This window comes from Citrobacter sp. Cpo030, from assembly GCF_030333005.1.
GTDB classification, from domain to species: domain Bacteria; phylum Pseudomonadota; class Gammaproteobacteria; order Enterobacterales; family Enterobacteriaceae; genus Citrobacter; species Citrobacter portucalensis.
Genome location: NZ_JAOWGT010000041.1, coordinates 69,351 through 82,547, shown reverse-complemented (window position 1 = coordinate 82,547; position 13,197 = coordinate 69,351). Strand labels below are relative to the sequence as shown.

The following is a 13,197-nucleotide window of genomic DNA, read 5'->3' as shown; positions in this document are numbered from 1 at the left end:
ATACGACAATTCATCACACCATTTGCTGATCAATAAACGTCATTTTTTGCTTACGCGACATCATGGCATGGTTCAACAGAACACCACCACACGCCACCATTCCCCCCAGTAATGCGGCCAGAATAACGATCATTGATTTAGCCGGACCATCTTTTTTCACCGGCAGCGAAGGTGAAAGTTGATATTTAAACGGTGTGAATTTTACGTCGCTCACATTCATCGCTAACAGCTGCTCAACGTGATATTGGCGATTACGTAATTCCCCGTTAATTTCAGCAACATCCGTTACTGATTTTTCTATTTCTAATTTACGTTCGATGCCGTCAGCACCCAGTGAAATAGAGAAATCGGGGTCATCCTTCACCGCCTGGCCATTACTATAAACCGGTTTTTTAATCCCGGCAGCATTGGCGATCTCCAGCGAGTAGTTCAGTCGCTGGATATTTGCTTCCAGCTGGTTTTTGAGCCTGACGCGATCCATCTCCAGTCTCTCTTTTTCATAACTGGTTTTGATGGACAATTTATTGCGAATATCTTCCAACGTTTCCTTCACCACAAGGGCAGAAATATACTGGATATATCCCTTCAGCACTGACTGGGCTTCTTCGGCCTGAGGTGCGGTAAAACTCAGCGTCCATGAGGTATACAGCGAAGTTTCGTTCTTCTTACCCAGGTTAGTATCAACCGCTTTCATTTTCTCACTGAGCCTGACAATTGCCTGATGCAACTCCATTTCGTCGATATCAGCACCTTTCAATTGATCCATTACGTAAGGCGAAGAGCGCAGATATTCTTCTAACAATGAAGGCGACTGGAATTTTTTGATAAACAGGTTAAACACATCACCACTGCTAACGCTAATATCCATATCCAGCACGCGCAATTTGGTCAGCGTATTCTCTAATCCCTGCCATTGAACCGCTTCAGCTGGCGTCACGATGGCCTGACTGGTCCATTTTTGTGGCAGCAGAAAAGAGACCAGAATACCCACACAGGCAAAGGCGAAAACGGTCGCTATAATTTTCGTTCTTGCGTGCCATAAGGTTTCGATTAGATTCACTAAATCGATTTCATTTGCGTTTGCCGTTGGCTGAGGATACCCAGTAAATTCCGAAACGTTATCTTGCTTTATATTTAATGATGACATGTTGCGTGACCTGAAAACTTTCCTAAAAGAAAAACATTCCTGTGGGAGAAGTCTACCAGCTAGTCAGAATTATCCGAAACATTCTTTGTGCTTGTTGCCCTACCAAAAATTATATTCGGAATTTATTCACCCCTTTCATCACCTTGCACTGCACAAAAAAGAACAATTCCATAACATATTTTTTACATTATGGAATTGTTCGATCACCGCGATAGCAATATTCGTCTTGTTACACAGATTTATTAATCAGTGTATTTATTACAGGTCCTATCACCTCAAATGCGGTGGGGGAAATAATATCAACATGCGCGCAATCCTGGCGGTAAACATCCAGACTGGATATCCACGGCGACCAACTGCGCTCAGGGCTCACACCCGGTACTAACGTGCGCTCAGCGACGAAAAGCGTGGCGTGACCTGCAAACGGCACGCTGTGCGCCGTGGTAAGCAGGCGAACCGCATCGGCGTAGTTGCCTTCGATTGCGTTAAATAAAGCCTCTGACGCATTCCCCTGCTGCGCCGCCAGAAACGCTTCGCGTTCACGCTCGATCTCCGCCAGTACCGCTGGATCCAACCCATTAGCCTCTTTTTCTTGCCAGTTTTGCGTTTCCGGCGGCCAGGTATCCAACAGCCCGAGGAATGCAACCGTCTCTCCTCTGGCATGTAAGCGCGCGGCGATCCCCTGTGCCAGCGTGCCGCCCAGCGAATAACCTAATAAATAGTAAGGTCCGTGAGGCTGTTGACTGAGCAACGTTGCCAGATGATGTTCGCATACCGCGTCGAGGTTTTCCGCCGTCTGCATAGGCCCATCCGGTCGTGGCGACTGAATACCTATAATCGACCACTGCGGGCTGAGATATCGCGACAGCACGCTAAACTGCCAGGCAAAACCCGACGCCGGATGAAAACAGAACAGCGTTGGGCCGTGACTTTCACGCAGCGGCAGCAGTGCCTCAAATCCCAGACGCTGCGACTGTTCATCATCAGTGCTCTCCAACAGAGCGCTCAGTTGTTCAACGGTAGAGGCCACCATAATCTGCCCCGGCGTCACCTGACGCTCAAAAACCCGGCTCAACTGTGCTGCCAACTTCATCGCCAGCAACGAATGTCCGCCAAGCGCAAAGAAGTCTGCCGCCACGTCATTCACCTCGCAATTCAGCAAAGCCGCAAAAGACTGCGCGATGGTGGTTTCAGTCCCTGCTCGCGGTGCGCGCCCGGAAACACGCGACGTCAACTGAGGCATCGGCAGCGCTTTGCGATCCAGTTTACCGTTCGCGCTAAGCGGCAGCTCCGCCAGTTGCAACAATACTGTCGGCACCATATGCGCAGGCAGTTTTTCACGCAGCTTTTCCCGCAACGCGGACGTATCCAGCGGTAAACCCGATTGTGACACCAGATACCCCACCAGTTGACGCGCATCGCCGCCTGTCGCCGCCGCCTGGTTGAATACGCAGGCGTGGGCAACGGCATGCTCGACATCTGGCAATTGCTGCATCACCCGGTCAATCTCGCCGAGCTCAATGCGTTGTCCGCGAATTTTAAGTTGGTCATCGCTGCGCCCAAGGTATTCCACCGCGCCATTTTCCAGCCAGCGAGCCACATCCCCGGTACGGTACATGCGTTCGCCAGCGTTAAACGGATCGGCGATAAAGCGGCTTGCGGTCAGATCCGGACGGCCCAGATAACCTTGCGCCAGTTGGATCCCCGTCAGATATAAGTCACCAGCCACGCCGAAAGGCACCGGGCGCATCATGGCATCCAGAATACGTAAACCGGTATTCCATACCGGATAGCCAATCGGCACGCTGTTGCCGGTTACATCAGCAAGGTCTTCCCCCCAGGCCGGATACCAGCTCACATCAACCGCCGCTTCCGTTGGTCCGTACAAATTGTGCAGTGGCGCATGAGTTAACTGTTCCCACTCACGGCATAAATCTGCAGGCAAGGCTTCGCCGCTGCAAAATACCCGTTTCAGCGAGGCACAACTCTCCCGCGCGGTTTCCGGCGTCAGTGAAGCGACAAAAGCGGCCAACATAGAGGGAACAAAGTGCGTGGTCGTCACCCCATATTGGGCAAAGAACTGCTGCATCGCCAGCGGGTCGCGGTGCGCCTCAGGCTCTGCCATTACCAGCTTTGCCCCGGCAATAAACGGCCAGAAAAACTCCCATACCGAGACGTCAAAACTGCACGGTGTTTTTTGCGCCACCACATCATCCGCGGTCAGCGGATAGTGATTTTGCATCCACAGCAGACGGTTAACGATGGCGGTTTGCCCAACCATCACCCCTTTTGGTCTACCGGTAGAACCGGAAGTAAAAATGATATAGGCAGTATGATTGGGCTGAGATAGTGCCAGCGGAGCAGCATCTTCTGCTGGCAGGGGTGAGTCATAGCACAGACTTTCCAGCCCAGGAATATCGCTAAAGCGCGCCAGTTGCTCATTGGTCGCGATCAACAATTTTGGCTTCGCGTCTTCGAGCATCATCCGCAGGCGATCGTTCGGGTATCCGGTATCCAACGGCAGCCAGGCTGCACCGGCTTCAACAATACCGTGCAGCGCCAGCGTCAGGAACACGGAACGCGGTAATGCCACGGCGACGCTGTCGCCAGGCTTGACGCCGCGTGCACGCAAAAGGCTCGCCAGCGCCACGACCTGCTGGCGCATTTCGCGATAGCTAAACTGATAACGGGCATCGGCCAGCGCCGGGGCATCCGGCGTTTTATCGGCCTGCTGTGCCACCAGCGCGCTCAGCGTAGTGGACGGGATCTCCACGGTCGTGTCGTTAATTTTCGCCAGCCGCTCATGTTCTGTTGGCAACAGCATCCCGGCGTCACCGCAGCATAGCGCCGGATTGTCGGCAAACTGCTCGATAAGACCGATTAAACGCGAGGCATGCTGCGCCAGCATTTCTGCATCGTAGCGCTGTTTATTGGCCAGAATTTCAATACTCAGCCCACCGTTTTCATCCGGGAATAACGCCAGCTCAAGATCGTTCACCGGCCCTGTCGCCAGCGTGTGGGTTTGTGCCTGAACACCGGGAATATTCAGCTGATAGTCGAATATTTTCACGTTCAGCACCGGGCCAAACAGCGGCTCGGCACCGGCTGCACGCCCGCTGTCGCGAACGATTTGTTCGGCATCATAACGTTGATGCCGACGCATTTTCTTCAACTGTCCGGCCAGTCGTTGTGCAAGTGCAGGCAAGCTTTCTGCCGCATCCAGCCTCACACCAAATGGCAGTACGTTTAAAACCGGTCCAGTGGAGGTCAACGCCACCGACCCCATACGCCGCATAAAGATAAACCCGGCGGCATAATCCATTCGGCTGCATAAACGTCCCAGCCACAATGCCACCAGCGCGAGGGCCAGATCCGCACGCTGAACGTCAGGCATACGTGCCGCAAGCCGACGAAACGCCCCTTCAGGCGCGGTTAACTTCATACGAATAATATCCGCGCTGGCCGATCGTCCCGGCAACGGATTGTTCGACAGCGAGGCAGGAGGCGGGAGTTGCTTTCGCTGCTCGCTCCAGAAAGCGCCGTCGCGTTGCCAGGCATCGCTTTGACGGTACTGTTGATACTCTTCCACCACCTCGGCGAACGGCGTAAAAGGCGAGTCAGGCGTAGGCTCGCCGTGTAGCCATGCGCGATAAATTGCGGCTATCTGGCGGGTAATGGCTGGAAAACTGAAGCCATCGACCAGCAAATGATGGTAACGCTGATACCAATACCAACGCTTTTCTCCCACCTGTATAAGCAGGTGAAAAACCAGCGGCTTATTGCCATCAGCACGTATGTCCTGCTGCAGGTCTGCCTGCATCAATGCACGCGCCGCCTCATGTGGATTGGCTTTTTCGCGCAGGTCGATAATTTCAGGTTGCGCAAAGGCGAGCGCAGAATCCACCCATTGCCAGATCTCACCGTTATCTTCGCTAAACCGCATCCGCAGGGTATCGGCCTGCTCCAGGCCCGCCACAACGGCTTTCGCCAGCAACGACGCGTCCAGTTCGCCAGTTAACTCTACGTAGTGCGCCACGCTCCACGCCGAGGGCAATGTGGAGAGTTTTTCGGCCATCCAGATCCCCGGCTGAGCCGCCACTAACGGTAAACGCTGAGTCATGGAGCCTCCTGCACATCGACGTAGTTCGCGGTCGTAAGCGTGGTCCAGTTTGCTTCCAGCCATTGCTGGCAGGCTTCCTGGGATTGGGGTTCGCAAGCAATTTGCCAGCCAGCAGGAAGCGAGCACTGCTGCGGCCAAAGGCTAAACTGACGTTGGGGATTTTGCAGAATGTAAAACTGGCCCTGCGGATTATCGAAGGGGTTACTGAATTCCATACTCAACTCCTGTCGTGGAACATCGTCCGGTTAAATCGTGTCGGTAAGCGGTTGCCAGAGCGTCATTAGCCCTTGCATCAGACCGCCGCGCCAGCAAAGCGCATCGTGTCCGCCATCAACCTGACGCCAGAAAATAGACTGTGGTGCAGAAGGTAACTGGGCATATAACGCCTGATTAGCGCGATAAATAATGGGCTCGCGGATCCCCGCTTCCAGGACAATACGCAGCCCCTGAGCGCTGACGGTCCCGGTCTTCAGTTGCTCGACGATCGCCCCGTCCTGATAACCACCACGATGCGGCCACCAGTAAGAGCCCGACTGGCTAAGCACACAGCCAAAGCGCGCGGGCCAGTTCAGCCCGGCATACAGCGATGACAACCCGCCAAAACTTTGCCCAGCCACCACGGTGCGCTGCGGATCGTCACTAAACGCGGTCGTTGTCTTCACCAGTGGTAATAGCTCCTCCTGCACCGCCAACCAAAAATCCGCATTACACGGTAGCTCATGGCTGCGGTGAGCCGTATCAATGGCATCAATCAGGAGATAAACGGCAGAAGGAAGGTGTCCGCGATGCGTGAGTGAAGTCAACGCAGGCCAGACCGGCATACTCTGTGCCCAAAACTGTCCGTCCAGCAGGATAGCCAACGGACGCGTTTCGGGTTGAGCATCACCGGTGGTAAACACCCATACGCGACGCGTATTGCCGAGCCTGGCGCTATGCCATTGCAGGCAAACTGCGGGTGAATCTGGGTTTTCAGGTCGATCCCATCCTGGCTGTACGGGTGCCTCCGGCATTTCCAGCGCAGACACCGCGTGGCCACGACCGCCCCGCCAGCTCTGCGGATTAAGGGGATCGGCAATGGCCTGCGGCAGCAATTGCCGCCAGCCTTCACGCAGGATGCTTCGGTCAGGCGCAGCGTCCGCCGCCAGCGAGGAGAAGATATCGTTTCGTGCTGTTGGGATAAAACAGTAGCTGCCACGCCAGTTGGCGCTGAGGGAAACACTCCAGCACCAAACATTTGTTCCATCAATGCGTCGCATCGACTGAGGGATGGCATTTTGATGGTGGTCGGTGACGCCGGTGATATAAACCCAAACGCGATGAATGGCTGACTCTTTTTCCGTTCCCCGTGGGTCACGCCACCAGAAGGTTACCCGATAATTTCCGTTGTCTTCACGCTCCCACTCCGGGCCTTTTTTCGACTGCCACCACGCCTCGCTTCCCATCTTTAACGTCGTCACAGCCATAACCCCATGTTTATTGTGAAATTTTATGATCTAGCGTGAAATATATTGATAATATTATTGATAACTATTTGCATTTGCAATAGCGTATTGTCGCGCTGTGGGAAGCGCGTACAGTTTTTCACCACTTATAAACCGACCTGGCGCTGCGTACTTTTTCTGGAATGGATAGTTTACGCAGATGCGGGCGACATCAGGCCAAATGCCGCACCACGGCACATTGGTACTCGTGGCTAAAAGAACAGCAGGACATACAATGAACAACAAGATTCATTCACTGGCCTTATTGGTCAATTTAGGGATTTACGGGGTAGCCCTGCCAGCAATGGCAGAAGATCAAACCGATAGCGTCGCTGTCTCTCATGAAGACACCATCGTCGTTACCGCCGCCCAGCAGAACCTGCAGGCGCCGGGTGTTTCAACCATTACCGCTGATGAAATTCGTAAAAACCCTCCCGCTCGCGACGTGTCGGAAATCATCCGTACCATGCCTGGCGTTAACCTGACCGGTAACTCAACCAGCGGTCAGCGCGGCAACAACCGCCAGATCGATATTCGCGGCATGGGGCCAGAAAACACCCTGATTTTGATCGACGGTAAACCGGTTACCAGCCGTAACTCCGTACGCCAGGGCTGGCGCGGCGAGCGTGATACCCGCGGCGATACCGCCTGGGTTGCTCCGGAAATGATTGAACGTATTGAAGTGCTGCGCGGTCCTGCCGCAGCACGCTATGGCAATGGCGCAGCTGGCGGTGTGGTGAATATCATCACCAAGAAAGGCGGCGATGAGTGGCATGGTTCCTGGAATACCTATTTCAACGCCCCGGAACACAAAGAGGAAGGTTCAACCAAGCGTACCAACTTTAGTCTGAATGGACCGCTGGGCGGAGATTTCAGCTTCCGCCTGAACGGTAACCTCGACAAAACCCAGGCCGATGCCTGGGACATTAACGACGGTCACCAGTCAGCACGTACAGGGTCATATGCCGATACGATGCCTGCGGGTCGTGAAGGGGTAAAAAACAAAGATATCAACGGCCTGCTGCGTTGGGATTTTGCCCCAATGCAATCGCTGGAGTTTGAAGCTGGCTACAGCCGTCAGGGCAACCTGTATGCGGGTGACACTCAAAACACCAACAACGATAACAAAACTAACGGGCTGGTAAAAAAATACTACGGTAAAGAAACCAACCGTATGTACCGCCAGAACTATGCGCTGACGTGGAACGGCGGCTGGGACAACGGCATTACCACCAGCAACTGGGCGCAATACGAACACACCCGTAACTCCCGTTTGGGTGAAGGTCTGGCAGGTGGCCTTGAAGGGTTATTTAACAGTAATCAATTTACCGACACTGACCTGGCGGATGTCACCCTGCACAGCGAAATTAGCATTCCATTCGACCTGTTAGTTAACCAGAACCTGACGCTCGGTACCGAATGGAACCAGCAGCGTATGAAAGACATGAGTTCCAATACCCAGACCTTTATGGGCGGGAACATACCTGGTGCCAGCAGCACCGATCGTAGCCCATATTCACAGGCTGAAATTTTCTCCCTGTTTGCTGAAAATAACATGGAGCTGACCGACAGCACCATGTTGACGCCGGGTCTGCGCTTCGACCACCACAGCGTCGTTGGCGACAACTGGAGCCCGTCCCTGAACCTGTCCCAAGGTCTGGGCGACGACTTTACGCTGAAAATGGGTATCGCACGGGCCTATAAAGCACCTAGCCTGTACCAGACTAACCCGAACTATATTCTGTACAGCAAAGGCCAGGGCTGCTATGCCACCGGATCTGCGACGGGCATTGGTTGCTACATGATGGGCAACGATGACCTGAAGGCCGAAACCAGTATCAACAAAGAGATTGGTCTGGAGTTCAAACGTGACGGTTGGCTGGCCGGCGTCACCTGGTTCCGCAACGATTACCGTAACAAGATCGAAGCGGGGACTGTACCGCTAAGCAGAACGTCAATTACCCAGAAAAACCCGACTACGGGTAAAGAAACAACAACCTACACCGATATCTATCAGTGGGAAAACGTACCTAAAGCGGTGGTGGAAGGCCTGGAAGGGACGTTAAACGTACCGGTTAGCGAAACCGTTACCTGGACCAACAACATCACTTACATGCTGCAAAGTAAGAATAAAGAGACCGGCGAACGCTTGTCGATTATTCCTGAATACACGCTGAACTCAACGCTGAGCTGGCAGGCGCGTGAGGATTTGTCACTGCAATCCACCTTTACCTGGTACGGCAAACAGCAGCCGAAGAAATATGATTACCAGGGTAAACCAGTGACCGGCAGTTCAGCCCAGGAAGTGAGTCCGTACAGCATCGTCGGCCTGAGCGCGACCTGGGATGTGACGAAAAACGTCAGCCTGACCGGCGGCGTGGATAACGTCTTCGACAAACGTCTGTGGCGTGAAGGTAATGCCCAAACAACCAGTGATATCAAAACTGGCGACTATATGGCGGGCGCTGGCGCGTACACCTATAATGAACCGGGCCGGACGTGGTTCATGAGCGTTAACACACACTTCTGATAACGCTTTCCCTCTCCTCGCTGCGGGGAGAGGGAAATCATAACTATGATGCACACCACGCACACACCGCTCACTTTCGCAGACCACACGCTGCACATTGTCGAGTTCGATCCCGACAGCTTCCATGAGCACGACCTGCTCTGGCTCCCCCACCACTCTCAGCTTCAATCCTGTGGACGTAAGCGTAAAGCTGAGCACTTAGCAGGGCGTATTGCCGCAGTACATGCATTACGCGAATACGGTATCAAAACCGTACCCGGCATCGGTACACAACGCCAACCGGTATGGCCGCAGGGGCTGTTTGGCAGTATCAGCCATAGCGCATCAACTGCGCTGGCGGTGGTATCAAGACAGCCGGTGGGTATTGACATAGAAGCCATTTTTACGCCACAAACGGCAACCGAACTGGCAAGTAGCATTGTCACTCATGCTGAGAAAGAATTGTTGGCAAACAGCGGCTTGTCTATTGAACAGGCGCTCACCCTGGCGTTTTCCGCCAAAGAGAGCGCTTTTAAAGCAACCCGGACATCAAGACAAGCAGACGCCGGGTTTACGCAATATCAAATCGTGGTGTTACAGCGTAACCAGATGATCCTCCGCGCGCACCACCAAACGTATCGTGTGCAATGGCGTTTTTCGGACAACGCTGTAATCACACTGGCAACAGTATAGAATTCAAAGCAGTTCGCGGGCCAGAGCCGCGATGGCTGCGGCGTCAAAGCCATGGTGCTGGCGTAACCAGCCTCGATCCGCCGCCGCCGCGTACTCCCCATCCGGGATGCCTAAACGCTTCAAAATTGCCCCCATTCCGGCCTCTGCCAGCACTTCGGCCACCAGGCTTCCCAACCCGCCATTAATATTATGCTCTTCCACGGTAATCACCGCTTTACAGCCTTGTAACGCAGATAACAGGGCTTTGGTATCGCAGGGGCGAATTGAAGGCACACTGACCACCTTCGCCTGAATTCCCGCGTCAGCCAACAGCGCGGCGGCATCAACAATTTCATGAACTGTCGAGCCCGTTGCCACCAGCGCCACATGCTCCCCCTCACGCAGCGTCAACACCGCCCCCGGAACAAAACGGTAACTCTCGTCATGAACTTCCGGCAGAGCTTTTCCATCAAGACGAATATATACCGGTCCCTGATAGCCAATCGCATAATCGATAATCTGTCGGCACTCTCGTGGCGAAGATGGGGCGAAAATCTGGATATTGCCGAAGCCTCGCATAATGGCAATATCATCAATCGAATGGTGAGTGCTCGCCAGCGGACCATAGCTGGCACCGGCATTAAGACCGAATAGCTTCACATTGGTATTGTTGTAGCAAACATCGACTTTAATTTGCTCATTGGCACGGGAGATAAGAAATGGCGCAGCGTTACAGGTGACCGCTACCTTACCGCCAAGTGCAAGTCCTGCCGCCGTTCCAACCATGCTTTGTTCGGCAATACCTACGTTGACCAGGCGACCGGGAAACTGCTTTATAAAAGGAGCAATTTTCGCGGTTGATGTCGAGTCCGCTACGACCGGCACCAGGTCAACACCTTGTTCCACTGCATCAATGAACGCCTGAACCATGACGTTCGCGAGGTGTTCTGCATTACTCATCTTTTAATTCCTCCAGAGCCAGTTCGATCTCTTCACCTTTTGGCACCCGATGGTGCCATTCAGGGCGCCCCTGGATAAAAGATATACCCGCGCCTTTCGTGGTATTGGCAATGATGACGTTAGGTTTGCCATCCTGCTTAAGTCCTTCCAGCGTGGCGACAACCGACGCCATATCATTCCCCTGACACTCAGTCACCGTCATACCAAATGCCTGCCATTTTGCGGCAAGCGGATCGGTATTCATGATTTCGCGAGTCGGTCCGGCTAATTGAAGATTGTTCTTGTCATTAATAATGATCAGGTTATCGAGGCCATAATGAGCAGCAGCCAGCGCCGCTTCCCAGTTACTTCCTTCGGCCAGTTCGCCATCGCCTGTGATTAAAAAGATGCGGCGTGAACTGTTACTTTTCTTCGCAGCCAGAGCCAGTCCCACCGCAACAGGTAAACCGTGGCCCAGAGCACCGGTATTCAGCTCAATACCCGGCGTTTTCTGGCGCACCGGGTGTCCGGGAAGATGGGAATTGGCATGTTGATAGGTTTCCAGCCAGTCAACGGGAAAAAAACCCGCCTCCGCCAGAACGCAGTAGTAACAGCCTACCGCGTGACCTTTAGACTGGATGTAGATATCCCGAGCCTCATCAGCGATACGCTCCGGAGCGACATTGAGTATACGAAAATAGAGTGCCGTCAACAGCTCAACTTGAGACAAGTCCGCACCAGTATGCCCACCCGCAGGGCTGTTAGCATTTAATCTAACAATGTGACGGCGAACCGCCCGCGCTTTGCGCTCAAGAGTCTGGATATCATAGTTCCAGGGATTCATTTAGCACCTCTGAATTTATTTTCAATATGGAATATTTATTCCGCATGGGACTAAAAAAACCAGAATTTCCCATACGTCACATCTTCAGGCTTACGCCGTTGTATCATACTCAGGAACATTCTGCCTCCTTACCGCGACCACACTGACGCTGGTAATAATAAGTTGACCTGTAACCACCATGAATATATATTCACAAATGATTCTTTATTCAATTATGCAACCTAATTTTCGTATTTGTCCATAGCTGTTTTGGAGGATTGGTTAAAGTTAGAGCTTTATCACACTTACCTGTCTTCAATTTTCGCGTATGATAAAACGCATTAAGATAATGGCGGTACGTAAATGATTTTCGAGGAAATATATGGCTAAGCAGGACGAACAACGGCTATTGGTTAAAATCGCTACCCTTTACTATCTTGAAGGACGCAAACAGTCCGATATTGCTCAACTTCTCTCGCTTTCTCAGTCGTTTATCTCCCGCGCCATCACCCGCTGTCAGAAAGAAGGGGTGGTGAAAATCAGCGTTGTCCAGCCCTCAAATATCTTCCTGAATCTTGAAAAAGGGATCGAGGAACGTTACGGCATTAAGCAGGCCATTGTGGTTGATACCGAAGAGGATGCCAGCGACCACACCATCAAACGCGCCATTGGTTCTGCCGCAGCCCACTATCTGGAAACCAGGCTGCGCCCCAAAGATCTGGTGGGCGTTTCCTCATGGAGTTCGACTATCCGAGCGATGGTGGATGAAGTCCATACGCAGAACCTGAAGGCCGGCGGCGTAATTCAATTGTTGGGCGGCGTGGGTCCCAACGGCAACGTACAGGCCACAATTCTGACGCAGACGCTGGCACAACATCTGAATTGTGAAGCCTGGCTGCTTCCTTCGCAGAGTATCGAAGGCTCGGTTGAAGAGAAAAACCGTCTCGTTGCCAGCAAAGATGTCGCCGATGTGATTTCACGCTTTGATAATGTAGACATCGCCATTGTTGGCGTCGGGATCCTCGAACCGTCCCAATTGCTGAAAACATCAGGCAACTACTACCACGAAGATATGTTGCAGGTACTGGCAGATCGCGGCGCGGTCGGAGACATTTGCCTGCATTACTACGACAACAAGGGCCAGCCGGTATTGCAAGATGACGAAGATCCAGTGATTGGCATGGCCCTGGACAAGGTAAAAAAATGCCCGAATGTCGTGGCGCTTGCTGGCGGTACAGACAAAGTCGCGGCAATTAAAGGGGCGTTGAACGGAGGTTATATCGACGTGCTCATTACCGACTATCCTACGGCCCGCATGCTGGTCACCTCCTGATCCTCAATTCGCTGATAGCCTTTGCACGAAAGATAAAAAGCAAAGGCTGTGACTAAAATCCATATATTTCAATAGACTGAAAGGTTTCACCTCGCCTTAATTTACTCTTCTTTCTGTTATTGTCCCGTCTGTGTAAGTGTGATTCTCAGCACAATTGATGATTTTTTCTGTAG

General features: G+C 52.8%; 9 protein-coding genes. 3 read left to right on the top strand and 6 right to left on the bottom strand.

Annotation, left to right across the window (positions count from 1 at the left end):
- Positions 1-13: 13 nt before the first annotated feature.
- From wzz(fepE) to fes, 4 genes are all read right to left on the bottom strand, one after another.
- Entirely contained in the window at positions 14-1,147 is a 1,134-nt protein-coding gene (gene wzz(fepE) / locus OGY37_RS02285) for an LPS O-antigen length regulator Wzz(fepE) (protein WP_286614787.1), read from the bottom strand.
- 229 nt (positions 1,148-1,376) lie between these two features.
- Positions 1,377-5,267: an enterobactin non-ribosomal peptide synthetase EntF gene (entF, locus tag OGY37_RS02280; RefSeq protein WP_286619972.1), complete on the bottom strand. Its 3,891-nt coding sequence runs from the start codon at positions 5,265-5,267 to the stop codon at positions 1,377-1,379.
- Positions 5,264-5,482 (bottom strand): MbtH family protein, encoded by a 219-nt coding sequence (locus OGY37_RS02275; protein ID WP_032941816.1) that lies wholly within the window; start codon positions 5,480-5,482, stop codon positions 5,264-5,266. The genes entF and OGY37_RS02275 overlap by 4 nt, the downstream gene beginning before the upstream one ends.
- Before the next feature lie 30 nt (positions 5,483-5,512).
- Positions 5,513-6,730, bottom strand: a complete 1,218-nt coding sequence (gene fes / locus OGY37_RS02270) for an enterochelin esterase (RefSeq protein ID WP_286619969.1) — start codon at positions 6,728-6,730, stop codon at positions 5,513-5,515.
- Positions 6,731-6,983: 253 nt separating this feature from the next.
- Here fes and OGY37_RS02265 point away from each other — a divergent pair, with 253 nt between their 5' ends.
- Positions 6,984-9,278, top strand: coding sequence for a TonB-dependent siderophore receptor (locus OGY37_RS02265; RefSeq protein WP_003022009.1), 2,295 nt, complete (start codon positions 6,984-6,986; stop codon positions 9,276-9,278).
- A gap of 48 nt (positions 9,279-9,326) precedes the next feature.
- On the top strand, positions 9,327-9,950 hold the full coding sequence (gene entD / locus OGY37_RS02260) for an enterobactin synthase subunit EntD (RefSeq protein ID WP_148362688.1): 624 nt from the start codon (positions 9,327-9,329) through the stop codon (positions 9,948-9,950).
- Between the two features lie 3 nt (positions 9,951-9,953).
- Here the strand turns inward: entD and OGY37_RS02255 are convergent, their stop codons facing one another.
- Positions 9,954-10,889, bottom strand: a complete 936-nt coding sequence (locus tag OGY37_RS02255) for a transketolase family protein (protein ID WP_149281871.1) — start codon at positions 10,887-10,889, stop codon at positions 9,954-9,956.
- Positions 10,882-11,712, bottom strand: coding sequence for a transketolase (locus OGY37_RS02250; protein WP_003831177.1), 831 nt, complete (start codon positions 11,710-11,712; stop codon positions 10,882-10,884). Before OGY37_RS02250 ends, OGY37_RS02255 begins: the two co-directional genes overlap by 8 nt.
- A 361-nt stretch (positions 11,713-12,073) precedes the next feature.
- Here OGY37_RS02250 and OGY37_RS02245 point away from each other — a divergent pair, with 361 nt between their 5' ends.
- Positions 12,074-13,024 (top strand): sugar-binding transcriptional regulator, encoded by a 951-nt coding sequence (locus tag OGY37_RS02245; protein WP_003831176.1) that lies wholly within the window; start codon positions 12,074-12,076, stop codon positions 13,022-13,024.
- Positions 13,025-13,197: the final 173 nt, after the last annotated feature.

Bases quoted from the DNA above. Each gene is read 5' to 3' on its own strand.
- OGY37_RS02275 (WP_032941816.1), bottom strand. From the start codon at position 5,482: ATGGAATTCAGTAACCCCTTCGATAATCCGCAGGGCCAGTTTTACATT.
- OGY37_RS02250 (WP_003831177.1), bottom strand. From the start codon at position 11,712: ATGAATCCCTGGAACTATGATATCCAGACTCTTGAGCGCAAAGCGCGG.
- OGY37_RS02255 (WP_149281871.1), bottom strand. From the start codon at position 10,889: ATGAGTAATGCAGAACACCTCGCGAACGTCATGGTTCAGGCGTTCATT.
- entD (WP_148362688.1), top strand. From the start codon at position 9,327: ATGCACACCACGCACACACCGCTCACTTTCGCAGACCACACGCTGCAC.
- OGY37_RS02245 (WP_003831176.1), top strand. From the start codon at position 12,074: ATGGCTAAGCAGGACGAACAACGGCTATTGGTTAAAATCGCTACCCTT.
- fes (WP_286619969.1), bottom strand. From the start codon at position 6,730: ATGGCTGTGACGACGTTAAAGATGGGAAGCGAGGCGTGGTGGCAGTCG.
- entF (WP_286619972.1), bottom strand. From the start codon at position 5,267: ATGACTCAGCGTTTACCGTTAGTGGCGGCTCAGCCGGGGATCTGGATG.
- OGY37_RS02265 (WP_003022009.1), top strand. From the start codon at position 6,984: ATGAACAACAAGATTCATTCACTGGCCTTATTGGTCAATTTAGGGATT.